Genomic DNA, 23,844 nt, shown 5'->3' with positions numbered 1-23,844 from the left:
CCACGCTTTCGTGCCCCGCTAAGACGTGGATAGCCGGGACGAGCCCGGCCATGACGACGGCTTACAGCGCTCCGTCCTAATCAGAAGAACGCCTGAATGCCCGTGATCGCGCGTCCCAGGATCAGGGCGTGCACGTCGTGGGTGCCTTCGTAGGTGTTGACCGTCTCGAGGTTGGAGACGTGGCGCATCACCTGGTACTCGATCTGGATGCCGTTGCCGCCGTGCATGTCGCGGGACACGCGGGCGATGTCGAGCGCCTTGCCGCAATTGTTGCGCTTGACGATCGAGATCATCTCAGGCGCCATCTTGCCCTCGTCCATCAGCCGGCCGACGCGAAGCGACGCCTGCAGGCCGAGCGCGATCTCGGTCTCCATGTCGGCGAGCTTCTTCTGCACCAGCTGGGTGGCGGCGAGCGGACGGCCGAACTGCTTGCGGTCGAGCGTGTACTGGCGGGCGCGATGCATGCAGTCCTCGGCGGCGCCGAGCACGCCCCAGGAGATGCCGTAGCGGGCGCGGTTGAGGCAGCCGAACGGGCCCTTGAGGCCGGACACGTTGGGCAGCAGCGCATCTTCCGGCACCACGACGCCGTCCATCACGACCTCGCCGGTGATCGAGGCGCGCAGCGAGAGCTTGCCGCCGATCTTTGGCGCCGACAGGCCCTTCATGCCCTTCTCAAGGATGAAGCCGCGGATCTGGTTGTCATGCGCGGCCGACTTGGCCCACACCACGAACACGTCGGCGATCGGCGCGTTCGAGATCCACATCTTGCTGCCGGTCAGGCGATAGCCGTCGGCGACCTTTTCCGCGCGGGTCTTCATGCCCGCGGGATCAGAGCCGGCGTCCGGCTCGGTCAGGCCGAAGCAGCCGACCCATTCTCCGCTGGCGAGCTTCGGGAGATATTTCTTGCGCTGGTTCTCGTCGCCGTAAGCATAGATCGGATACATCACCAGCGACGACTGCACCGAGTTCATCGAGCGGTAGCCGGAATCGACGCGCTCGATTTCGCGCGCGACGAGGCCATAGGCGACGTAGCTCGCATTGGCGCAGCCATATTCCTCCGGCAGCGTGATGCCGATCAGGCCGAGCTCGCCCATCTCGTTGAAGATCTCGCGATCGGTCTTCTCTTCGAGATAGGCCTTGGTCACGCGCGGCAGCAGCTTGTCCTGGGCATAGGCGCGCGCGGTGTCACGTACCATGCGCTCGTCTTCGGTCAGTTGCTCGTCCAGCAGGAAGGGATCGTCCCACTGGAAGCTCGACTGGGCCGGCTTGTCCTTTGCCTGAGGGCGCGCGCTCATGAATGGTCCTTTCGCGTCTTGCTGCGCACGGGTCGCAGCGGTTGAGAGGTTAAATCCTGGAAGTTCAGCCTTCAAGCCGCTCATTCGCGACGATCTCGATGCCGAAACCCGACAGGCCCTTGTAGTCATGGGCCGACGAGGTCAGGTTCCGGATCGACGTCACGCCGAGATCGCGCAGGATCTGCGCGCCGACGCCGACCTCGCGCCACTGACGATGGCGATCGGCCTCCGCGGTATGCGGCTCCGTGACGGGCTCGACCGGAACACCGGCCGCACCGTCACGCAGGTAGATCAGCACGCCGCGACCGGCCTGCTTGAAGTGCTGCAGCACCGCTTGAATACGCTGCGGACCCGCGATCAGATCCTTCACGATGTTGGGCTTGTGCAAGCGCGTCAGCACGTTCCTGCCGTCGCCGATGCCGTTGTAGACGAAGGCGGCGTGGGTGATCGGATCGAACGGCGAGCGATAGGCAAAGCCCTGCAGCGGCCCGATCGGGCTCTCGGTCGTGAACGTCGAGACGCGCTCGATCAGCTTCTCGCGCGCCTGCCGGTAGGAGATCAGATCGGCGATCGTGACGTGCTTGAGATTGTGAGCGGCGGCGAAGCGGACGACCTGCTCGCCCTTCATCACGGTGCCGTCGTCGTTCATCAACTCCGAGATGACGCCGACCGGCGGCAACCCCGAGAGCTTGCAGAGATCGACCGCCGCCTCGGTATGGCCCGAGCGCAGCAGCACGCCGCCGTCGCGCGCGATCAGCGGGAAGATGTGGCCGGGGCGCGCGAAATCATTGGCGCCGGCATTGGGATTGGCGAGCGCGCGGCAGCAGGACGCGCGCTCCTCGGCGGAGATGCCGGTGCCGCCGTCCGGCTTGTAATCGATCGAGACCGTGAACGCCGTGGTGTGGTTGGAATCGTTGTGCGCGACCATCGGATCGAGCCGCAGCCGTCGCGCGTCATCGGCCGTGATCGGCGCGCAGACGATGCCGGAGGTGTGGCGGATGATGAACGCCATCTTGTCGGGCGTGCAGAGCGAGGCCGCGACGATCAGATCGCCCTCGCCCTCGCGATCGTCATCGTCGGTCACGACGACCATCTCGCCCTTGGCGAAGGCGTGCAGAACTTCCTGGATCGAGTCGGCCATTGCAAAGTCTCGCTGCTTTTTCCGGGGGCTGCTTTAACCGGGATCGCAGGCGCGCGCCAGAGCAGCGGAACCGCCGCTCGAAGGTCGCCTTCCCCGGGAAAAGAACTTGCCCTGCCGGGACAAGCACCCTGGTATCTGTTTAAAGTCGCGCCAATTCGAGAACAAGGGAGCCGCGCCTCATGGCCGCATTCGATTTTGCACCGCTCCTGGCGGCAGGCCTGCCGGCGCCGGCCGCACGCTGGACGGGGCTGGCCAAGTACAGCTTCGTCGGCGGCAACAATGACGCCGATGCTGTCCCTGTGGAAGGCTTGCGCGCAGCCGCCGATGCCGTGCTCGCCCGCGAGGGCCGCTCACTCGCCACCTATGGCCTCGCGCATGGGCCGCAAGGCTACCGGCCGCTGCGCGATTTCCTGGCCGCCAAGCTGACGCGCGATGCCGGCATGTCGGCCCGTGCTGATGACATCATGATCCTCTCGGGCTCGCTGCAGGGACTGGATCTCGTCAACCAGGCGCTGCTGGCGCCGGGCGACACCGTGCTCGTCGAGCAGGACAATTACCAGGGCACGCTGACGCGGCTGGCGCGGATCGGTGCCAAGCCGATCGGCATCCCGCTCGACCGGGACGGCATGCGAACGGACGTGCTGGCGACGGTCCTGGCCGATCTCAAGGATCGCGGCATCCGGCCGAAATACATTTATACCATTCCGACGGTGCAGAACCCGACCGGCACCATCATGCCGGAGAACCGGCGCGCCGAGCTGCTGTGGCTGTCACGCGCCTATGGCGTGCCGGTGTTCGAGGACGACTGCTATGCCGACCTGATCTGGGACGGTCAGCGGCCGCGCGCGATCCATGGCATGTCGGATCATGGTGGCGTGATCCATCTCGGTTCGTTCTCCAAATCGGTCGCTCCCGCGCTCCGCGTCGGCTTCCTGGTCGCGCCGTGGGAAATCATGTCGGTGCTGCTCGCGCTGAAGACCGACGCCGGCTCGGGCGCGCTGGAGCAGATGGTGCTGGCGGAATATTGCAAACAGCACTTCACAACGCATGTCCCGCAACTCGTGCGCGGGCTGCGCGCCAAGCTCGACACGCTCATGGAGGCGCTCAACGCCGAGTTCGGCACATCAGCCGAGTTCGAGGCGCCGAAGGGCGGCATCTTCCTCTGGGTCAAGCTGCCGGACCAGGTCGATGCGATGAAGCTGTCGCAGGCCGCGCTGAAGCGCGGCGTGTCGATCAATCCGGGACCGGAATGGTCGACCGACGCCGCGCATGCACGGAGCCGGCTGCGGCTCTGCTTCGCCAGCCCCTCACATCAGGAGATCCGCGAGGGCATCGCCGTATTGGCCGAGGTCTGCCATCAGGAATTCGGCGTGCCCACGCGGTCGGCCAATGTAGAGCGCGGCTGAGCGCACTGGTCACCGCACCGAGAACGGCGACTGGTACGGCCGCCCGAACGGCACACCGTTGACCACGGTCTGCACCGGCTTCAGTTGCAGCTTACCGTCACGCTTGTTGCCGCGCGTGTCGACGAAGGTGACAGGGCCTTCGACCAGATCGACGATCGCAAGGTCCGCCGGGGCGCCGACTTGCAAGGTGCCGAGCTTGGGCGTCCGGCCGATGATCTTGGCCGGCGCCGAGGTCGCCATGCTGACCACCTGCTCCAGCGAGAAGCCCATCGCCAGGAACTTGCCCATGACGTTGGGCAGGAACGGCATGCCCGGCGTGTTGCCGGAGAAGACGTGGATGTCGGAGGAGATCGTGTCCGGGGCGCAGCCGCCGGGGATCGCGACCTCCGCCACCGTGTAGTCGAAGCTGCCGCCGCCATGGCCGACGTCGAACAGCACGCCGCGCTGCTTGGCTGCGAGCGCCGCCGGCAACAGCTTGCCGCCCTGCACGATGTTGGTGAAGGCGCCGCCGATATTCGGAGCGCCGGAATAGGCGTGAGTGAGGACATCGCCGGGCCGGAGCAGATCGAGAATCTGCGACATCAGCTCGGCGGTTTCGACGCCGCCGATATGCACCATCATCCGCGCCGGCCAGCCGCACAGCTCGCAGGCCTTGATGCCGCGCTTCAACGGCTCGAGACCATGCTTGAAGATCACGTTCTCCGACATCCGCACCTTCACGCCGAGCAGGAAGTCCGGGTTCTCGGCCAGCGCCATCGCGCAGGCATCCACCTGCGCATTATCAATGTTGTAGAGCTCCGCCACCGGAAATGCCGACAGACCGTTGTTGGCGATGTGGACGAAGGCATAGATGCGGGCCCGCGACTGGGCTACGATGAAGCGACGCAGCGCAGCGATATTGTTCACGCCGGCATCACCGGCAGAGACGACCGTCGTGGTCCCCTGGAATTGCACCAATTCGTCCGGCGGAATCCCGATGGCCGAACCATAGGGATAGACGTGGCTGTGAAGGTCGATCAGTCCCGGCATCACCAGCCGGCCGGCGGCGTCGATCGACCGCAGTGCACGCTCGGCCGGTATGTCGGTCTCGATCGCCTCGACGACGCCCCAGCGAATGCCAATGTCGCGCTTGCCCCGCAGCGACTGGCTGGGATCGATGACGTCGCCGCCCTTGATCACCAGGTCGAACTTGTCGGCGGGCCCCATCGCGGCATGAGCCGGACCTGATACGGCGGCCAACGCGGCCGCTCCGGACGACAACAGGAATTTGCGGCGCGACAACGCTGGCATGATCAGCCTCCCCCATGTCTGTTTGTAGTTGCAGGCAGCATGCGCCTGGTCCGCGCCCCCAGCAAGGCTGACGCGCAAAAAATGAGACTTTGTGCCAATACATGTGCTGCTTTGCGTCGTTGACGCAGCGCATTAGGATGCGGCGGCAGTCATCCCTGCGAGACCGCATGTCCCAGATCGTCCGCACTCTCCTCGCGACCATCCTTGTCACGTGCTTCGCCGCCGCCGCTTCGGCGGACGAGACTGTCGACGTCGCACGCGCCTGGGGTCTGATCGGGACGTGGGCGGCCGACTGCAGCGCGCCTGCGGTCAAGGGCCGTGGCGCGATCATTTCCTACGAAGTCACGCCGGATGGCCGCTTGATCTATCGCCGCGACCACGATCCGTCCGATGTGAACGCAGTCACCAAGGCACGCATCGACCCCGATCAAACGCTGGTGCTGTTGATCATGCTGCCCAAGGCAAAGCAGACGCGAGAGAACGGAATCGTCCGGACATCCGACGGCGGCATCCGCTCGCTGTTCAATCGCGGTGAGGACAATAGCTACACCATCCGTGACGGCCGCTTCGTCGCCAACGGCAATCCGACGCCGGTTCTCGGGAGGTGCGGCTGACGCCGCTTGGCCGAAGCTTCGACCGCCGCCGGCGCCGTGGCCGCAAATCCAAATCTTAACGTGCGTTCAGCAACTTCGCCGAAGTTCCTGCGGAACGTTATCGCACACTTCAAGTTGACCTCGCGCAATTCATCCTGGAGGACAACATGAAGAAGCTCGCTCTTGCACTCGCCTCGCTGTCGGTCATTGCTCTCGCGGCGCCGTCGATCGCCAACGCCGAGACCGTGATCATCAAGCGCGGCGGCCACCATCACGGCTGGGACCGTTCGCGCGCCGAATACCGCATGCATCGCCACTATGGGCCCCGCTATGTCCGGCCCTATCACCGCCATCACGACCGCACGGTGGTCATCAAGCGCTACTGATCTGCTGCGCAGACAAGGAAATGGCCCCGGGAGGGGCCATTTTTCTGCAGGCAATCAGCGTGGATCTTCAGCGATCCCACTCCGGCGCGAAGCCGGGATTGACGAAGCGCTTGTCCTTCGGAAGCGCCGCAATCGTCTTGCGGTCCTCGCCGTCGAGTTGAACCTTCATCGCATCCCAATTGGCCTGCTGGCTTTCCTTGCGGCCGGCCTTGGGGATGGCCGCCACGTGGTCCTGATCCAGCAGCCACTTCAGCGCCACCTGCGCGGCGCTTGCGCCGTGCTTGCGGCCGATCGCGGCCAGCGTCTCGTCGGCCGCCGCGCGGCCCTGCGCCAGCGGACAATAGGCGACCAGCGGGATCGATTTGCTGGCCATGTAGGCCATCAGCTTCGACTGGTCGAGCATGACGTGATACTCGACCTGATTGCATGCCACCGGCGCCTGGATGTCCTCGACCGCCTGCCGCAGCAGCGCGACCGTGAAATTGGCCACGCCGATCGAACGGGTGCGCCCCTCCTCCTTGAGCCTCACAAGCGTCTCCAGCGCAGCCGGAAGATTCATTCCCTTGGCCGGCCAATGGATGAGGTAGAGATCGACGAAGTCCAGCCTGAGCTTCTTCAAGCTCGTGTCGAACGCACGACGGATCGCGTCCGGCGCGAGGTTTTCCGGCCAGACCTTTGTCGTGACATGCAATTCGGCGCGCGGCACGTAGGCTGCTGCCAGCGCCGCTCCGATCGCGTCCTCGTTGGCATACATCTCGGCGGTGTCGATGTGGCGATAGCCGAGCGCCAGCGCGCTCTCGACCGCTTCGCGGCATACGGTCCCCTGCATGCGAAACGTGCCGAGCCCGAGCTTGGGCAGACGGATCCCCTGGGTTTCGATGACGTTCATGGACTCTCCTGGACAGCGGTCGGATCACCGGCGCGGACACCGGCGACGGCGTCGATCAAACTAGATCTTGGCGGAATGCGCTCAGTCTGCGCGCGCTGCGCTTGCAAGTTCAAGCGAACCGGCCGCCGAGCTCAATCAAGATATCGGCAGATCGGTTCCGGAGTTCGGGGAGACCCTGACGGCAAGCGCCGTTCAGCGCCAGTTGCAGATGCCGCCGCTGCCGGGCTTGCACGGCCAGGTCTGAATGCGCGTATCCATCGCCTGCGCGTCGAGGGGGTTGCTGCGGCGCTGCGCGAGCTTGGCGCGCGCGGCGCCGCGCGGCCGCTCCGCCACTTTCGCCGCGCGACCTCGCCGCGTCGACGCGGCATGCGGGGTCACCGCCCCGACATCAGCCTCACCGGCCGAACGCGAGGCCAGCGCTGGGCGATCGGTCCGGGCCTCGATCGGAACGGGCTCGAAATGCGCTTCGGGGCCGAGCGGTTCAGGCGACAACACGGCCTTGGACAGATCAAGCCGCAGGAAGTCGCCGCGCTGATACGGAGTCGCGACGGTCTGGCTGGCCGTGAGCAACACGGCGCATGTGATTGTGCCGATCAAACCTCTCGTGACCATCCCCGTCCTCCGTCGTCCCGCGCGACCTCAATCGCGCGCCCCTGCTGCGAGATCCCTGTGTGTGCGGGCGATGGTCCGATGGCTCGGCGGTCCCATTCGCACATCTTGATGTTCGTTGATCGACCGTTATCAGTTCGGAGAAAAAGCTCCGGATCAGCCAGTCGTTGCGAAGATCATAGCCAAAGTTCCGTCCGCGTCTCTCATGTAGGACACACGAGCGCCATGTCCAGGCCCAAAACCGCGAGTCACGGTTACCGCTGTGCACGGCACTGGGCGCAAGCCAAATCCGTCGTATTCGACATAAGTCATACTAATCAGACGGCGCGATCTCCACGCGAAAGTGCAGCGTTTCCGCCGCCCCCGGAGCGATGTGCATCACACCGGGCTTCCTCGCGAAATCCCCATCGAACTCCATTGGACTCGCAAAGCCGCGCCAGGGCTCGATGCACAGGAACGGGGCGCCTCCGGGCTTCGACCAGATGCCGAGCTGTCGAAAATTAGCCCATGATAGTTCCAGCGAAGGTCCCTTGGTTCCGATCAAGCGAACCGAGCGACTGGCCAATTGATCGAGGATGATCGCATCCTCCTCGAATAGGCTTTCGTTCAATGAAAGAACGCGCCCTTCGATCGGCAATGGCTCGGGGCGCGCGCGCAGCAAGCCGCCCGTCAGACGCCGGATCGGCGCCGGCTCCGGTTCGGCAAAGATCAGGCGATAGCTCTCCTTCGGTTCGCCCGGGAGCAGAGGCCAGTTGAACGCCGGATGGGCGCCGAACGAGGCCGGCAATTCCTCCGCGCCGGGGTTCGCGATGTCGACCTGCATCTCCAGCGCGTCGGCCGTGATCCGGTAGGTCAATGTCAGGCTGAAGGCGAACGGGTAGCGGTCGCGGGTGGTCTCATCATCGGTCAGTCGGAGCATGCAGGCGTCGGCGCTGCGCTCCAGCCAGATGAATCGCAGGTCTCGGGCGAAGCCGTGCTGCGTCATGGGATAGGAGCGGCCGCGATGATGCAGTCGGTCGTCCTTCAGGCGGCCGACGATCGGAAACAGCCAGGGAGCATGGCGCGGCCAGGCGGGTCCCGCCTGCCAGAGCAGTTCCAGGCCCTCGGGCGTCTTCAGCGAGCACAGCTCGGCGCCGCCGGCCTTGATGGTGGCGGCGATGCCGCCGGCGCTGATCGTATGGAGGTCGTCGCTCATGTCGCAGCATCCGTGCCGGGAGATCCCGACGGGTGATGCCGGATTGGAGCGACGACGTCCAGAGCTTGTCCCGATCAGCGTTCGCCGACAAGCAGCCGGTAGCGGACCTGATCGAGAATGACGGCGAGCACCAGGAGCGAACCGAGCAGCACCATCTGCATGTAGGAGCCGATCTGCGCGATGTTCATGCCGTTCTGCAGCAGCACGATGAAGAAGCCGCCGAGCACGACGTTCTCGACCCGGCCGATGCCGCCATGCAGCGAGACGCCGGCGATGACGCAGGCCGCGATCGATTCCAGCGCAATGGTGCCGCCGAGATTGGTCTCGCCGGAGCCGACCCGCGCGGTCAGCAGCAGGCCCGCGACCGAGGCGAGCAGCGCGCACATGATATAGGCGATGAACAGCACCTTGGTGGTGTTGACGCCCGAGAGCCGCGCCGCCTTGACGTTGCCACCGACCGCCTGGATGTGCTTGCCGAGCCGGGTGCGGTTCATCACCAGCCAGATTGTAGTGGCGGCGACGATCGCGACCAGGACGGGAACGGGAACGTCGAACACACGGCCGAAGCCGAGGATATCGCCGAACTCGTAGGGCACGCCGGACACCGGCACGCCGCCGGTGAGAAACAGCGCGATGCCGGCGCCGACCGACTGCACGCCCAGCGTCATGATGAAGGGCGAGACGCCGAACACGGCAATGCCGAGTCCATTGATGCTGCCGATCACGAGCGCCGCCGCAAGCCCGGCGCAGCAGCCGAGCACGATCACCAGCCAGAGCAGGTCCGGCGGCAGGATGTGCGACAGGCTCACCATCGCGAGCGCCGAGACCACCGAGGTCAGCGCGATCGCGGTGCCGACCGACAGGTCGAAGCCGCCGGTGACCAGCGCCAGCATCTGCCCCAGCGAGACCAGGATGAGATAGACGGATTGCCGCGCGACATTGGTGAGGTTCTGCAGCGCCAGGAATTCCTTGGACACCAGCGAGAACGCGATCAGGGTGGCGGCCAGGAAGAACGGCAGCACGCCGACGCGCAGGAACAGCGCGCGCAGACCTTTGAGCAGCGCATTGGCGCGGCGCGGCGCGGCCGTGTCCTCGGCGATTGTCGTCGTTGGCATGCTCACGCCGAGCCCTCCGTTTCAGCAAAGAAATGTTTCAGGACGTTCTCTTCCGCGATCGCATCGCCGGACAGTTCGGCCGCGATACGGCCCTTGGCGAACACCAGCAGCCGATGCGACAGGTTCATCACCTCCGGCAGGTCGGAGGAAATCACGACGACGGCCTTGCCGGATTCGGCGATGTCCTTGATGAGCTGGTACAGCGCCATGCGTGTGCCCATGTCGACGCCGACCGTCGGCTCGTCGAAGATGTAGACGTCGCGGTCGTCACCGAAACCCTTGCCGAACAGCACCTTCTGCTGGTTGCCGCCGGACAGTTTCGACACAGCGCGATCCATCGCGCCCTTGGCGATGCCGACCTTGTCGCCGATCGCATCCGTCAGCGCGCGGCTGCGGCGCGGCCCCACGAAGCCGAGCGGACCCGCAACGTCGTCGCGGTCGAGCAGGCTGAGCTCGATGTTGCCGCGGGCGCTCGCGGTCATCTGCAGGCCCTCGCTCTTGCGGTCCGACGGCAGGAAGAACACGCCGTCCTTGAGCAGCGCGCGCGTCGAGGCGCCGGTGACGTCGCGGCCCTTCAAGGTCACCTTGCCGGCCTGCAATGGCTGCAATCCGATCGCCGCGCGCCAGATCCGCGATTTGCCGCTGCCGACGAGGCCAGCGCAGCCGAGCACCTCGCCGGCGCGCACCTCAAGGCTTGCGCCATGGACGCCCGCGGTGCGGATGCCCTCCAGCGTCATGACCACGGCGCCATCGGTGCGACGCGCGATCTTCGGATAGACCTGGTCGACCGCGCGCCCCGTCATCAGCTCGATCAATTCGCGCTCCGAAGTGTCGCGTGCAGACACCGTGGCGATCAGCCGGCCGTCGCGCAGGATCGAGATGCGGTCGGCGATCTCTTGGAATTCCTGGATCCGGTGCGAAATATAGATGATGCCCACGCCCGACGCAGCCGCCTTGCCGATGAAGCCGAACAGACGCTCGGTCTCGCGCTCGGTGAGCGAGGCCGTCGGCTCGTCGAGGATCAGCACGCGGGCATTGGACAAGAACGCCTTGGCGATCTCCACCATCTGCTGCTGCGCACGCGACAGGCTGGACGCGGGACGCGTCACGTCGATGTCGAAATCGAGCTCGGCAAACAGTTTGCGCGCGCCGGCCAGCATGGCGCGGCGATCCGTCAGCGGCCCGCGCATCAGCTCGCGCCCGAGATAGAGATTCTCGAACACCGGCAAGGTGGGCACCAGCGAGAATTCCTGGAACACGGTGCCGATGCCGGCCTTGGCCGCGTCGTGCACCGAATGAAAGCTCACCTCACGCCCAGCGATGCTGATCGAGCCGGTCGTGGGCCGGAATACACCGGAGAGAATGGAGATCAAGGTCGACTTGCCGGCGCCGTTCTCGCCGAACAGCACATGCACCTCGCCGCGCTCGACCTTGAGATGGACGCCGCTGAGCGCCTTGACGCCGGGAAACTCCTTGGTGATCCCGGTCATCTCGACCAGCGGTGCAGCCACATTGCTCATCGCCTGCCCCCTGCGATGCGGCCCTGCCCCGTCAGGGAGCGAAGGCAGAGCCGCATCTTTTTCCCCGCTTAGTTGAAGACGGGTTTGAAGCCGTCCGGGGGAAGGATGTTCGCCGGCGGCACCTTGCCGATATTGGCGGAGTCGACCACGAAGATCTTCGGACCGACGTGCTTCACGTAGTCCTTGCCTTCGAGGATGCGCACGGCCTGGTCGACCGCGATGCGGCCCTGGATGACCATGGAGTCCGCCGGCGCCGCCAGGATCAGGCCGCGCTTGATGCCCTCATAGACGCCGGGCGTCATGTAGAAGGCGAGCAGGTCGACCTTGCCCTTCAGCCCGCGCTCGCGGATCAGGCCCTGCGCCGCCTCGGCGGTCACCGCCGTACCGGCGACGTAGCGGATGTTGGGCGCAGCCTGTAGCGCGTCCTCGACCAGCTTGGCCTGCACCTCCTTGCCGGTGTCGCCATATTTCGGCTCCAGCACCTTGATCGCCGAGCCCTTCACCGCGTCCATGAAGCCCTTGTTGGCGGCCTCGACCCAGCCGGCGCCGGCCGGGCCCGGGAACCAGCCGACCACGACCTCGGGCGTGCCGGCCGGATGCTTCTTGGCCAGATAGCTGCCGGTCTCCGCGCCCATCGTGTAGAACGACACCAGCGACTTGGCCGAAATATCCGGCGAGGAGATGCCGTTGACGAGGTCGATCACCGGGATCTTCTTCTTGGCGATCTCGCCGATCACCTTGTTCAAGCCATCGGCCGAGATCGCGCCGATGATGACCGCATCAGTGCCCGACGCGACGCAGTCCTCGATCTGCGAGATCTGCTTGTTCAGCTCGGTGTAGCCGCCGGCCTCGACCAGGTTCATCTTGACGCCGAGGCGCTTCGCCTCCTCCGCGACGCCATAGTCGACGCCGAGCCAATAGGCGTCCTTCATGTGCGGGAACGAGACGCACAGCTTCCACGGCTTGGAGGCCTTCTCCAGCGGGACATACTTGACGTCCCACGGCTTGCCGTCGGCCGCGAACGGCGGATCGATCTTCGATGCATCATAGGGAAACCAGTCGGCGGCGTGGGCGCCGCCCGACAGCACCAGCGCCGAGGACGCCAGGAGAACACGAACCAAACTCTTCATTGAACTACCCCTTTGTCATTCAGTCTTGGAAACCCGGCATCGGCCGTCCCGCACCGAAGTGCGGTCAGGCCAATGCCGCCCGGATCTTCTGCAGAAGAGCTTTGCGATCGGCGCGCGCGGCGAGCGCGCCATCCATGTCGATCTCGACGAAACGCGTCGGCATGTTCGGCTGCAATTGGCCGATCAGGTCCATGTCGGCCGAGATGACCGTGCCGACCATGAAGTAGCCGCCGCCGGAGACGGCATCGCGATGCAGGATGATCGGCTCCTTGCCGCCGGGCACCTGGATCGAGCCGTAGGGATAGCAACTATCGACGATGTTGGAGGGATCGGAGCCCGCCCCGAACGGCTGCTCGCGCTCGACGAATTTCAGCGCCTGGCCCCCGCGGAAGCGATAGCCCATGCGGTCGGCCTCGGGCGCGACCTTCCACTGATCGGCAAAGAAGCTCTGCTGCGACTCCGGCAGGATGCGATGCCAGTACAGGCCGGGCAATACGCGCAGCTCGGCGGGATGACCCGGCTTACGGCGAAGGACCTCGGGGACACTCGCGCCCGCCTTGCCGCTCGTGGCAGCTCCGACCGGTAACTCGTCGCCCGCCGCGATGGCGCGCCCCTTGAAGCCGCCGAGCGCACCGATCGGATAGGTCGAGCGGCTGCCGAGCGCGAGCGGCACGTCGATGCCGCCTGAGACGGCGATGATGATGCGCGCGCCGCTCTTCAGATAGTCGAAGCTGAGCACCTGCCCGGCCTTCACCTCCAGCGCGGTCCAGCCCGGCTGCTCGACGCCGTCGAGCTTGATCGGCATCTCGGCCCCGGTGACGGCGATGCGCGCAGGCGCGGTGAATTCCAACTGCGGGCCGATGAAGACGGCTTCCAGACAGGCTGCGCCCTCGTCATTGCCGACGAGCATGTTTGCCGCGCGTAGTGCGAGCCGATCCATCGCGCCGCCGACGGGAATGCCGAGATGGAAATAGCCGGGGCGGCCGAGGTCCTGCACGGTGGTCGACAGGCCCGGATGAAGCACCTTGATGGTCATGCCAGCGCTCCCTGAAGCTTGGCGTTGTAGCCGGTCATGTCCTTCTGGAAATCGCGGAAGTCGAAGGTGACGTCGCGAATGATGGGCGCGAAGCGGCCGGACGCGACCTCGCCCAGCGCGTGATCATATTCGTCCTGCTGGATCGGCTTGAACTTGACGATGTCGCCGGGCCGGAAGAACACCATGAAGTCGCGCAGGTATGAGATGCTCTGCTCGGGATCGAAGATCGGCATCGGCGTGATGCCGAACATCTGGTAGCCGCCGGCGCCGCGCACCGAATAGATGCAGGAGAAGCAGCCGCCATGGCCGATCGTCAGCTTCGGCGTGTCGGTGCGCGGGCGCAGATATTTCGGCACCTGGAGCTGCTTGCCCCGCTCGACCATCTGATACATGAACGGCAGGCCGGCGACGAAACCGACCATCGAGACGAACCAGGGCGAGCCGCTATGCGCCTTGATGAAGGCCTCGACATCGGCGAGGCCGTTGACGCGCGCGGCATATTCGAGGTCGGTCGCGGTCGGGTCCTGGTGCCGCTCGCGGAAGCGCATCAAGGTCTCGTGCGTCCAGGGGTCCTGGTAGAACACCGGGATTTCGATGATGCGGGTCTTGATGACCGGCTCGGTCTTCGCCGCCGCGCTCTCGATCCCCTGCACCTCCTTCAGGATATCGTTCGGCTTGATCACATCGGGATCGAACTTGATCTGGAACGAGGCGTTGGCCGGGCAGATCTCCGTGACGCCCTTGATGCCGGCGTCGCGGATCGCATTGGTCATCGACAGGCTCTTGAAGAAGGCATCGAGCGACATCGCCTCGTCGCATTCGACGAAGAGATGCTCGTCCCCCCCGAACGAGTAGCGGGTGGTCATCAGGCGTCCTCCCTGGCGCGGGCCAGCTGCGCGAAATCGGACTCGAGCCATGGCTCGAGAAAGCGGGTATGGGTGCGTCCATCGGCGACGCTGGCATCGCGCGCGAGCGCGGCATGCAGCGGAATGGTCGTGGGGATGCCCGTGATCACGAGGCCGTCGAGCGCCGCGCGCAGCCGGGCCAGGCAGTCGGCGCGGGTCTCGCCGCGCACGATCAGCTTGCCGAGCAGCGAGTCGTAAAACGGCGGCACCGCATAGCCTTCGAACAGCAAGGTATCGAAGCGGATGCCCTCGCCGTCCGGCACGGCGAGCCGCTCGATCGTGCCGGGCGCGGGCATGAAGCCCTTGTGCGGGTCCTCGGCATTGATCCGGCACTCGATCGCGTGGCCCTGGATGCGCACGTCGTCCTGCGTCACAGAGAGCTTGGCGCCGCCGGCAATCTTCAGCATCTCCTGCACCAGGTCGATGCCGGTGATCATCTCGGTGACGGGATGCTCGACCTGGATGCGGGTGTTGACCTCGATGAAGTAGAATTCGTTGGTCGCATCGTCGTAGAGATATTCGACCGTGCCGGCGCCGCTGTAGCCGACAGCGCGGCCGAGCGCGACGGCGCTGGCGCAGAGCCGCTGGCGGACGTCATCCGGCAGCCCCACCGCAGGCGCCTCCTCCCAGACCTTCTGACGCCGTCGCTGCAGCGAGCATTCGCGCTCATAGCAATGCACGACGTTGTCGCCGTCACCGAGGATCTGCACCTCGACATGGCGCGCGCGCTCGATCACCTTCTCGATGTAGAGCCCGCCGTCGCCGAATGCCGCCGCGGCTTCACTGGAGGCCTGTGGAAACTGCCGCGCGAACTCCTCGGCATCGCCGACGATGCGGATGCCTCGCCCGCCGCCGCCGGCGGCCGCCTTGATCATCACGGGAAAGCCGATCCGCGCCGCGATCGCGATGGCCTCATCGAGATTGGTGACGCGGCCGTCGGAGCCCGGCACGGTCGGCACGCCGGCGAGCGCCGCGACCTGGCGCGCCATCACCTTGTCGCCGAGCAGCCGGATCGCCTCAGCGCTCGGGCCGACGAAGACGATGCCGGCCGCGGCCACGGCGTCGGCGAACTCGGCATTCTCGGCGAGGAAGCCGTAGCCGGGATGCACGGCGTCGATCTTGGATGCCTTGGCCGCGTTCACCACGGCCTCGATGTTCAGATAGGATTTCTTCGCCGCCGGCGGCCCGATCTCGACCGTCTCGTCGGCGAGCTGCGCCGCCAGCGACTCCTTGTCCGCGATGCTGTGCGCGAGCACGGTGCGCAGGCCCAGCGCCTTCGCCGCGCGGATGATCCGCACCGCGATCTCGCCCCGGTTGGCGATCAGGACCGAGCGCAAGGTCATGCCTCGACCTCAGCGATCACCTGACCAGCCATAACCGCATCCGCGTCATCGACCGAGAAGCGAATGTTCCTGCCGACAACGCCGGCCTTGACCTCGTGGAACGACTTCATCACTTCGACGAGGCCGATCACGTCGTCAGCAGCGACCGTATCGCCGTCGTTCTTGAACGGCGCGCTCTCCGGCGAGGGCTTGCGATAGAACACGCCAGGCAGCGGGGACTTGATCTCAGTGCTCATGGGTCAGGCTTCGCTTTGCGGTTTCTGGGGAACGATGTCGGACGGCGGCGCGATGCGGATGCCGTTGGCAATCAGCGTCTGGCGCATCGCGCTGGCGATCTCGTAGGCGCCGGGCGTATCCGAGTGGAAGCAGATCGACTCGAATTCGATGTCGATGTCGTCGCCTTCGACGGTGCGGACCTTGCCGGTCTGGCATGCGCGCAGCACCTTGTCGGCGACGCCCTGCGGATCGAGCCTCTTGCCGTGGCGGGTGAAGACGATCGAGCCGGAGCGGTCGTAGTCGCGGTCGGCATAGAACTCGCGGATGACGGGTTGCCCCGCCTCGACGGCGACGCGATAGGTCACCGAAATGTCCATGCAGAACACGAAGGAGTTCGGCGCCACCGTGCGCATCAGCTTGATGAAGGAGCGCGACAGCTGCTCGTTGGCGGCGAGCTCCATGTACAGCGCGCCGTGCGGCTTGACGTGCTGCAAGGTGCCGCCATGGCGGCGGGCGAACTCCCTGATAGCGCCGACCTGGTAGACGATGTCGTTGATCAGTTCGTCGGCCGAGCCGTCGATGCGGCGGCGGCCGAAGCCTTGCAGATCGCGATAGCCGGGATGCGCGCCGATGCCGACGCCGTGCTGGGTGGCGAGCCGCACCGTGGTGTCCATCAGATTGGGGTCGCCGGCATGGAAGCCCGCGGCGATGTTCGCCGAGCTGATCAGCTCCATCAGCTTGGCGTCCTCGGCGTCGCTCAGCCGCCAGGAGCCGAACGCTTCGCCCAGATCGCAATTGATATCGACAGTCTTCAGCGGCACGGATGCTCCCCTCACCTGGCGCCGCTCTTTCGCGCGAGATGGCGGCGGGGCGGCGGAACAGGACGTTAGGGGCACAAAGTCCCATTGAAAATTATTATTGTTGGAAACTCTTTTTCTCTTTTTTAGATTGCCGGTTGAACACGCTTTGCCCGCTGCATCCGGTCAAATAGCTGATAAAATTGACTGAATCATGCCGCCTGTTTGCGGTGCACCGTGCCCAAGGAATATTCGATTTGCTTTTTAAGATGTAAGATGGCTCCATATTCTGATCTTTGAATGGAGAATTGGGTGGCCATCAGCCTGCGCCAGATCCGCTATTTCGTCGCCACCGCCGAGCAGGGCCAGATCACCCAGGCCGCGTCGGCACTGTCGATCTCGCAATCGGCGATCACCACCTCGATCAAGGAGCTTGAGGAGATCGTCGGCGCCGAACTGTTCAACCGCTCGCCGCAGGGTATGGAGCTGACGCCGATCGGGCGGCAGTTCCTGTTTCACGCTTACGATATTCTCAACAAGGTCGAGGAAGCGACCTCGCTGCGCGTGCCGGCCGGCGACGTCGAGGGTAGCCTGACCCTCGCGGCGACCTACACCGTGATCGGCTACTTCCTTCCCAACCATCTCGAGCGGCTGAAGCGGCACTATCCGCGACTCAACATCCAGCTGTTCGAGCTCACGCGCGAGGCGATCGAGGAAGGGCTGCTGTCGAACCGCTACGACATCGCGGTGCTGCTGACGTCGAACGTACAGAATCCCGATCTCACCATGGAGACGCTGATCGGCTCGCGACGGCGGCTCTGGGTGCCATCGAAACACCGGCTGCTGCAGCGCGAATCCGTGTCGTTGCGGGACGTTGCCGACGAGCCCTACATCATGCTGACGGTCGACGAGGCCGCGCACACCTCGCTCAAATACTGGAACAAGACGGCATTCCAACCGAACGTCGTGCTGCGGACGTCCTCGGTGGAAGCCGTGCGCTCGATGGTCGCCAACGGCCAGGGCGTCGCCATCCTCTCCGACATGGTGCTGCGTCCGTGGTCGCTGGAGGGCCGCCGGATCGAGACCATCGTGCTCAGCGATCCCGTTCCGGCGATGGATGTCGGCCTCGCCTGGCGGCGAAACATCGAGTTCACGCCGGCCATGGAGGTGTTCCGCTCCTACTTCCGCCAGGCGTTTTATATTCCGACATTGCGCTAGATGCGGCGGTCGAAGCCGTCTGCAGCGTAGGCAACCCGCGCCTCATCTTCGTGCAAGTCCGCCGCTTGCCGCTCGCATTCATTCGTGTACGAATGACCAAAACCGGCTTGATGCTGCGCCGCGTGCAGGCGCAAACTGCCGCAAAACGCTTCGCCAGGAGAAGGACATCCCGATGGCCCATGACGCGCCACAAGCAACCGGTCCCAGCAAGCTGGTGATCCGCAACATCGGCCTGATGCTGTCGGGCGCGCTGGAACGGCCGATCCTGGATGCCGACACCATCGTCGCCGAGAACGGCAAGATCACCGCGATCGGCCGCTACAAGGACGTCGACACGTCGGGCGCGACGACCATCGTGGATGCCCACGGCACGACGGTCGCGCCGGGCCTCATCGACAGCCACGTTCATCCCGTCGCCGGCGACTGGACGCCGCGGCAAAACCAGAGCAACTGGATCGACTCATATCTTCACGGCGGCGTCACCACCATGATCTCGGCCGGAGAGGTGCACATGCCCGGCCGCCCGCGCGACGTGGTCGGCCTGAAGGCGATGGCGATCTTCGCGCAGCGCGCGTTCTGGACGCTGCGTCCCGGCGGCGTGAAGGTGCATGCCGGCGCGCCGGTGATCGAATGCGAGATGGTCGAGGACGACTTCAAGGAGCTCGCCGCCGCCGGCGTCAAGCTGCTCGGCGAGGTCGGCCTCGGCGGCGTCAAGGATGGCCCGACCGCGCGCAAGATGGTCGGCTGGGCGCGCAAATATGGTATCCAGAGCACGATCCACACCGGCGGTCCGTCGATCCCCGGCTCCGGACTGATCGACAAGGACGTCGTGCTGGAAGCGGGCACCGACGTGATCGGCCACATCAATGGCGGCCACACCGCCCTGCCCGACGACCAGATCCGTTGCATCTGCGAGGGCTGCAAGGCCGGCCTCGAGCTGGTGCACAACGGCAATGAACGCTCGGCGCTGTTCACCCTGCGCACCGCGCGCGAGATGAACGAGCTCAACCGCGTCATCCTCGGCACCGACGCGCCCGCCGGCTCCGGCGTGCAGCCGCTCGGCATCCTGCGCATGGTGTCGCTGCTGTCCTCGCTCGGCGACATCCCGGCCGAGATCGCGTTCTGCTTCGCCACCGGCAACACCGCGCGGATGCGCGAGCTCGATTGCGGTTTGATCGAAGTCGGCCGCTCCGCGGACTTCGTCATCATGGACAAGGCGCAACATTCGCCGGCCAACACCCTGCTCGACAGCGTCCAGCTCGGCGACCTCCCGGGCATCGGCATGACCATCATCGACGGCATCGTCCGCACCCAGCGCAGCCGCAACACGCCGCCGGCCACGAAGATCCCGGAGATCGTGGCGAAGTAAGTCGACTCTCGCTCCGCCGTCATTGAGGGCGCAGCGGTGAGTGTGCCCAGCTCGCTCGACACGAGCGGTGTCGTCCCGGCCTTGAGCCGGGATCCATACTCCGCGGCGGTCGTGGTGGGCGCGATGCCAACGACGCGCCTGCCCCAAGCTACACTCTGTGGCTCTGGGTCCCGGCTCAAGGCCGGGACGACGGCAGAGTTTGCCGCTCCTGCATACGCAAACTCGAATCATGTGAGTGCGCGAAACCATCGCCCCACCGTCATTGCGAGCGCAGCGAAGCAATCCAGAGTCGAGCATGATGCCCTGGATTGCTTCGCTGCGCTCGCAATGACGCGGTGAGTCTGGTTGCTACCGCGAACCAGAACCGTAGGGTGGGCAAAGCGGCGCCGTCAGGCGCGCGTGCCCACCTTGGCAGAGGTGGTCTTGATAAGAATGGTGGGCACGCTTCGCTTTGCCCCCCTACGAGATTTGCGCGTTGGACTACCGCAGCCGGCTCAGCAGCGACAGCAACGTCTCGCGCTCCTTCGCATCCAGCGGCGCGAGCGTTTCCTTGGAAATCGCAAGCGCCAGCGGCGCGGTCTTCTCCGCGAGTTGCTGGCCCGCACGGGTCAGGCTCACGAGAAGCCGCCGACCATCCTGCGGATCCGCGCTCGTCTCCGTGAGACCCCGCGCGGTCAGCCGGTCGATCACGCCCTTGATGGTCGCGACATCCATCGCCGTCAGGCGACCGAGCTGGTTCTGCGAGCACGGACCGGTCTCGACCAGCTTCGACAGCGCCGCCCATTGCGTCGGCGTCAGGTTGCTGCCGATGTCGCGGGCGAAGATCATGGTGTGGCGCTGCCAGACCTGGCGCAGGATGAAGCCGATCTGATCGTCCAGCACATAGGTCGACTTCGCCGGCTTCGCGGCGGTCTTCACGGCAGCTTTCGCCGCTGGCTTTGGCGAAGCCTTGGCCGCAGTCTTTGTCGATCGCTTCAGCGTGGCGCTCTTGGCCATCTCTTTCCTCGCCTCAGATCGACAGATGCGCGTCGCGAATATCAGGCCGGGCGTCGAGCTCGGCCATGGTGCCAGCAAAGCAGATGCGGCCGCGCTCGATGATGTAGGCACGATCCGAGATCAGTTTTGCAAAATGCAGGTTCTGCTCGGACACCACCAGCGACACGCCTTCCTTCTTCATCGTCAGGATGGCGTCGACCATCTGCTCGACGATCTTCGGCGACAGGCCTTCCGAGGGCTCGTCGAGCAGGACCAGCGACGGATTGCCCATCAGGGTGCGAGCGATGGTCAGCATCTGCTGCTCGCCGCCGCTCATGCGCCCGCCCGGACGGTTCTTCATCTCGCCGAGATTCGGAAACAGCTTGTACAGCTTCTCCCGCGTCCATTGCGGCGCGCCCGGCCGCGGCTTCTGCCGGCCGACCTCGAGATTCTCTTCCACCGTCAGATCGGTAAAGATTCGCCGCTCCTCGGGAACGTAACCGAGACCGGCACGGACGATCTCATGCGTCGGCGCGCTCGAAATGTCCTTGCCCTCGAACATGATCTGCCCCTCGCGCAACGCGACGAGGCCGACGATCGAGCGGAAGGTCGTCGACTTGCCGGCGCCGTTGCGGCCGAGCAACGCCACCACCTCGCCCTCGCCGACCTCCAGGCCGATGTCGAACAGGATGTGCGCGGGCCCGTAATGGCTGTTGAGATTGGAAACGGACAGCTTCATGCCGAGGCTCCCTCGCGATGCCGGGCATCGTACAACAGGCCTTCGCCGAGATAGATCGCCTGCACCTCGCGATTGGCGCGCACCTCGGCGGGCGAGCCCTGCGCGATCAGGCTGCCGCGGTTGAGCACGAGGATGCGATCGGCATGCTCGAACACGACGTCCATGTCGTGCTCCGTGAACAGCACGCCGATCGACTGCTCTCGTGCGATTTTTGCGGTGAGCCGCATCAGCTCGACACGTTCGCGCGGCGCCATGCCGGCGGTCGGCTCGTCCATCAGCAACAGCTTCGGCTGGTTGGCGAGCGCGATCGCCAGCTCCAGCCGCTTGAGGTCGCCATAAGCGAGCTCGCCGCAAGGACGCTCGGCATAGCCGGCCATGCCGACGAGATCGAGCAGGCGATCGGCCTCGCCGCGCTCGATTCCAATCATCGGGCTCCAGAAATCGAACAGGCGCCGATGATGCGAGACCAGCGCGACCTGGATGTTCTCGCGCACGGTCATGGTCGGATAGGTCGCGGTGATCTGGAAGGTGCGCCCCACACCCAGGCGCCAGACCTCGCGCGGCTTGCGGCCGGTGGTCTCCTGCCCCATCACGGTGATGCGGCCGCTGTCCGGCACGTTCTGGCCGTTGAGCATGTCGAAGCAGGTGCTTTTTCCCGCGCCGTTCGGGCCAATCAGCGCCAGGATCTCGCCGGCCTGCAGCATGAACGATACGTTGCGCACGGCGTGAATGCCGCCATAGGATTTCGACAGGCCCTCGACCGAGAGCAAGGACACACCGATACTCATTGCGCGCCCTCCATCTTGGCTGCGAGCGCGCTCGGCTTGGACGTCGCCGCACGCCGCCGATGCATGACGCTCTCGACCACGCCGACGATGCCCTTGGGGAACACCACGACGATCAGCACGATGAAGATGCCGAGCACGAGCTTCGACCAGTCGGTCTGGCTGACCAGCCAGATGTTGAGCGCCTTGTAGACGATGGCGCCGAAGATCGCGCCGGGCACCGTCTCGACGCCGCCGAGCAGCACCATGACCAGTGCGTCCACCGACAGCGAGATGCCCATATTGTCCGGGAAGACGCTGCCCTTGAGATAAGCGAACAATGCGCCGCCGATGCCGGCGGTGGTACCGGCGATGATGAAGGCCGTCCACTGGATGCGCTTGCCGTTGATGCCGATGGACTCGCTGCGGAGCGGCGAGTCGCGCATGCCGCGCAGGGCATAGCCGAACGGCGAGAAGGTGATGAGCCGCAGCACGCTGACGACGAAGGCGGAGACGCCGAGCGCGAGCCAGTAGAAGTGCGACGGCGAGGCCGCCCATTTTTCCGGCCAAAGACCGAGGATGCCGTTGTCGCCGCCGGTGACCGCGACCCATTGGAACGCGATCGACCAGACGATCTGGGCAAAGGCGAGCGTCAGCATCGCGAAGTACACGCCGGAGAGCTGCACCGCGAAGGCGCCGAACACGGCCGCGCCCGCCGCGCCCAATAGAGGTCCGAGCAACAGGCAGGCGATCATCGGCAGTCCCGCCATCTTGGCAAGGAAGGCGACGCCGTAGGCGCCAAGGCCGAAATAGGCGGCGTGGCCGAACGAGGCGAGGCCGCCGACCGCCATCAGGAAATGCAGCGAGGCCGCGAAGATCACGAAGATCGCGATCTCAGAGCCGACGGTCAGCGCGTAGTTGCCGGCGATGAACGGCAGCATTGCGGCAAATGCCAGCGCGACCAGAGAGGCAAGACGCTCGACGGAGCTGAGGGGACGCCAGGGAATGACGGTGAGGCCCGGCGTGCGGCGCGCCGGCGCCTCCTTCCTGCCGAACAGGCCCCAGGGCCGCACGACAAGCACCACGGCCATCACCAGGAACACCAGGATCAGCGAGATTGTCGGGAAGATCAGGATGCCGAAGGCGTTGAGCTCCGACACCAGCACCGCCGCGACGAACGCGCCCAAAATGCTGCCGAGGCCGCCGATCACGACGACGACGAAGACCTCGACGATGATGCGCAGGTCCATCGCGTGATGCACGGCATCGCGCGGGATCTGCAGCGCGCCGCCGAGCGCGGCGAGGAAGACGCCGACGGCGAACACCGAGGTGAACAGCCATTTCTGATTGACACCGAGCGCCGCGACCATGTCGCGGTCCTGCGTCGCCGCACGCACCAGGATGCCCCAGCGGGTGCGCTGGAACAGCAGCCACAGCGCGCCGAGCACGACGGGGCCGAGCACGATCAGGAACAGGTCGTAGCTCGGAATGTTCTGGCCGAAGAAATCGACCGCGCCTTTGAAGCCGGGAGCACGGCGGCCGACCAAGTCATCGGGTCCCCAGATCAGCACCACGAGATCCTCGACCATCAGGGTCAGTCCGAAGGTGCCGAGCAGTTGGAACAGCTCCGGCGCGTGATAGATCCGGCGCAGCAGCACGATCTCGACCAGGACGCCAATAACAGCAACCGCAAGCGCCGCGACCACGATCCCGCCCCAGAAGCCGAGCGGGCCGGACAGCCGCTCGGTGAGCGAGAAGGCCACGTAGGCGCCGAGCATGTAGAACGCGCCATGCGCGAAATTCACGATGCGGGTGACGCCAAAGATGATCGACAGTCCCGATGCCACCAGAAACAGCGAAGCCGCGCTGGCAAGGCCGGTCAGGAACTGGACGAAATAGAAGGCCATGGGCGG

General features: G+C 65.4%; 23 protein-coding genes. 5 read left to right on the top strand and 18 right to left on the bottom strand.

Features of this window, described 5'->3' with window-relative positions:
• Window positions 1-80: 80 nt before the first annotated feature.
• Together ACQR1Y_RS24885 and ribB are read right to left on the bottom strand one after the other, a co-directional pair.
• A complete protein-coding gene (locus ACQR1Y_RS24885) occupies window positions 81-1,295 on the bottom strand; it encodes an acyl-CoA dehydrogenase (RefSeq protein ID WP_434856921.1) in 1,215 nt (404 codons plus the stop codon).
• A gap of 64 nt (window positions 1,296-1,359) precedes the next feature.
• On the bottom strand, window positions 1,360-2,436 hold the full coding sequence (gene ribB / locus ACQR1Y_RS24880; RefSeq protein ID WP_434878730.1) for a 3,4-dihydroxy-2-butanone-4-phosphate synthase: 1,077 nt from the start codon (window positions 2,434-2,436) through the stop codon (window positions 1,360-1,362).
• A gap of 179 nt (window positions 2,437-2,615) precedes the next feature.
• Here ribB and ACQR1Y_RS24875 point away from each other — a divergent pair, with 179 nt between their 5' ends.
• Window positions 2,616-3,842 carry a PLP-dependent aminotransferase family protein gene (locus ACQR1Y_RS24875; protein WP_434878731.1) on the top strand — a complete coding sequence of 409 codons (1,227 nt, stop codon included), beginning with the start codon at window positions 2,616-2,618 and terminating at the stop codon, window positions 3,840-3,842.
• Between the two features lie 9 nt (window positions 3,843-3,851).
• Here the strand turns inward: ACQR1Y_RS24875 and ACQR1Y_RS24870 are convergent, their stop codons facing one another.
• Window positions 3,852-5,132: an amidohydrolase family protein gene (locus ACQR1Y_RS24870; RefSeq protein WP_434878732.1), complete on the bottom strand. Its 1,281-nt coding sequence runs from the start codon at window positions 5,130-5,132 to the stop codon at window positions 3,852-3,854.
• 167 nt (window positions 5,133-5,299) lie between these two features.
• Between ACQR1Y_RS24870 and ACQR1Y_RS24865 the strand changes: the two genes are divergently transcribed.
• Window positions 5,300-5,746 carry a hypothetical protein gene (locus ACQR1Y_RS24865; protein WP_434878733.1) on the top strand — a complete coding sequence of 149 codons (447 nt, stop codon included), beginning with the start codon at window positions 5,300-5,302 and terminating at the stop codon, window positions 5,744-5,746.
• Between the two features lie 146 nt (window positions 5,747-5,892).
• Entirely contained in the window at window positions 5,893-6,111 is a 219-nt protein-coding gene (locus ACQR1Y_RS24860; protein WP_434856926.1) for a hypothetical protein, read from the top strand.
• A gap of 67 nt (window positions 6,112-6,178) precedes the next feature.
• Here ACQR1Y_RS24860 and ACQR1Y_RS24855 read toward each other — a convergent pair whose 3' ends face one another.
• From ACQR1Y_RS24855 to ACQR1Y_RS24805, 11 genes are all read right to left on the bottom strand, one after another.
• Complete coding sequence (locus tag ACQR1Y_RS24855; RefSeq protein WP_434878734.1) at window positions 6,179-7,000, bottom strand: aldo/keto reductase; 822 nt, start codon at window positions 6,998-7,000, stop codon at window positions 6,179-6,181.
• Window positions 7,001-7,192: 192 nt separating this feature from the next.
• Complete coding sequence (locus ACQR1Y_RS24850; RefSeq protein WP_434878735.1) at window positions 7,193-7,612, bottom strand: hypothetical protein; 420 nt, start codon at window positions 7,610-7,612, stop codon at window positions 7,193-7,195.
• A 310-nt stretch (window positions 7,613-7,922) separates the two neighbouring features.
• Window positions 7,923-8,804 carry an aldose 1-epimerase family protein gene (locus ACQR1Y_RS24845; RefSeq protein WP_434878736.1) on the bottom strand — a complete coding sequence of 294 codons (882 nt, stop codon included), beginning with the start codon at window positions 8,802-8,804 and terminating at the stop codon, window positions 7,923-7,925.
• Between the two features lie 74 nt (window positions 8,805-8,878).
• Window positions 8,879-9,925 carry an ABC transporter permease gene (locus tag ACQR1Y_RS24840; protein ID WP_434878737.1) on the bottom strand — a complete coding sequence of 349 codons (1,047 nt, stop codon included), beginning with the start codon at window positions 9,923-9,925 and terminating at the stop codon, window positions 8,879-8,881.
• Window positions 9,922-11,439: a sugar ABC transporter ATP-binding protein gene (locus ACQR1Y_RS24835; protein WP_434878738.1), complete on the bottom strand. Its 1,518-nt coding sequence runs from the start codon at window positions 11,437-11,439 to the stop codon at window positions 9,922-9,924. The genes ACQR1Y_RS24840 and ACQR1Y_RS24835 overlap by 4 nt, the downstream gene beginning before the upstream one ends.
• Window positions 11,440-11,507: 68 nt before the next feature.
• Window positions 11,508-12,569 carry a TMAO reductase system periplasmic protein TorT gene (gene torT / locus ACQR1Y_RS24830; RefSeq protein ID WP_434856932.1) on the bottom strand — a complete coding sequence of 354 codons (1,062 nt, stop codon included), beginning with the start codon at window positions 12,567-12,569 and terminating at the stop codon, window positions 11,508-11,510.
• 64 nt (window positions 12,570-12,633) lie between these two features.
• Window positions 12,634-13,605, bottom strand: coding sequence for a biotin-dependent carboxyltransferase family protein (locus ACQR1Y_RS24825; RefSeq protein WP_434878739.1), 972 nt, complete (start codon window positions 13,603-13,605; stop codon window positions 12,634-12,636).
• Window positions 13,602-14,471: a 5-oxoprolinase subunit B family protein gene (locus tag ACQR1Y_RS24820; RefSeq protein WP_434878740.1), complete on the bottom strand. Its 870-nt coding sequence runs from the start codon at window positions 14,469-14,471 to the stop codon at window positions 13,602-13,604. The genes ACQR1Y_RS24825 and ACQR1Y_RS24820 overlap by 4 nt, the downstream gene beginning before the upstream one ends.
• Entirely contained in the window at window positions 14,471-15,853 is a 1,383-nt protein-coding gene (locus tag ACQR1Y_RS24815; RefSeq protein WP_434878741.1) for an acetyl-CoA carboxylase biotin carboxylase subunit, read from the bottom strand. Before ACQR1Y_RS24815 ends, ACQR1Y_RS24820 begins: the two co-directional genes overlap by 1 nt.
• Window positions 15,850-16,089 carry an acetyl-CoA carboxylase gene (locus ACQR1Y_RS24810; RefSeq protein WP_434878742.1) on the bottom strand — a complete coding sequence of 80 codons (240 nt, stop codon included), beginning with the start codon at window positions 16,087-16,089 and terminating at the stop codon, window positions 15,850-15,852. Before ACQR1Y_RS24810 ends, ACQR1Y_RS24815 begins: the two co-directional genes overlap by 4 nt.
• A gap of 3 nt (window positions 16,090-16,092) precedes the next feature.
• The gene (locus ACQR1Y_RS24805) at window positions 16,093-16,890 is read right to left on the bottom strand and encodes a 5-oxoprolinase subunit PxpA (protein WP_434878743.1); all 798 of its coding nucleotides are present in this window, start codon (window positions 16,888-16,890) and stop codon (window positions 16,093-16,095) included.
• A gap of 288 nt (window positions 16,891-17,178) precedes the next feature.
• On the opposite strand from ACQR1Y_RS24805, the gene ACQR1Y_RS24800 reads away from it, so the two are divergent.
• Complete coding sequence (locus ACQR1Y_RS24800) at window positions 17,179-18,084, top strand: LysR family transcriptional regulator (protein WP_172180054.1); 906 nt, start codon at window positions 17,179-17,181, stop codon at window positions 18,082-18,084.
• Window positions 18,085-18,256: 172 nt separating this feature from the next.
• Window positions 18,257-19,453, top strand: a complete 1,197-nt coding sequence (locus tag ACQR1Y_RS24795; RefSeq protein ID WP_257165888.1) for an amidohydrolase family protein — start codon at window positions 18,257-18,259, stop codon at window positions 19,451-19,453.
• A 480-nt stretch (window positions 19,454-19,933) separates the two neighbouring features.
• Here the strand turns inward: ACQR1Y_RS24795 and ACQR1Y_RS24790 are convergent, their stop codons facing one another.
• The 4 genes from ACQR1Y_RS24790 to ACQR1Y_RS24775 are packed head-to-tail and all read right to left on the bottom strand — an operon-like array spanning window position 19,934 to window position 23,838.
• Window positions 19,934-20,449 (bottom strand): MarR family winged helix-turn-helix transcriptional regulator, encoded by a 516-nt coding sequence (locus ACQR1Y_RS24790; protein ID WP_434856939.1) that lies wholly within the window; start codon window positions 20,447-20,449, stop codon window positions 19,934-19,936.
• A gap of 13 nt (window positions 20,450-20,462) precedes the next feature.
• A complete protein-coding gene (locus ACQR1Y_RS24785; protein ID WP_434856940.1) occupies window positions 20,463-21,167 on the bottom strand; it encodes an ABC transporter ATP-binding protein in 705 nt (234 codons plus the stop codon).
• Window positions 21,164-21,955 (bottom strand): ABC transporter ATP-binding protein, encoded by a 792-nt coding sequence (locus ACQR1Y_RS24780; protein ID WP_434856941.1) that lies wholly within the window; start codon window positions 21,953-21,955, stop codon window positions 21,164-21,166. The genes ACQR1Y_RS24785 and ACQR1Y_RS24780 overlap by 4 nt, the downstream gene beginning before the upstream one ends.
• Entirely contained in the window at window positions 21,952-23,838 is a 1,887-nt protein-coding gene (locus tag ACQR1Y_RS24775) for an ABC transporter permease (protein ID WP_434856942.1), read from the bottom strand. Before ACQR1Y_RS24775 ends, ACQR1Y_RS24780 begins: the two co-directional genes overlap by 4 nt.
• Window positions 23,839-23,844 lie beyond the last annotated feature (6 nt).

Origin of the sequence: Bradyrhizobium sp. HKCCYLRH3099 (assembly GCF_051167855.1) — a bacterium.
Lineage (GTDB): Bacteria > Pseudomonadota > Alphaproteobacteria > Rhizobiales > Xanthobacteraceae > Bradyrhizobium.
Note: the sequence above shows the minus strand (reverse complement) of the source record. Positions and strands in the feature narration are given on the sequence as shown.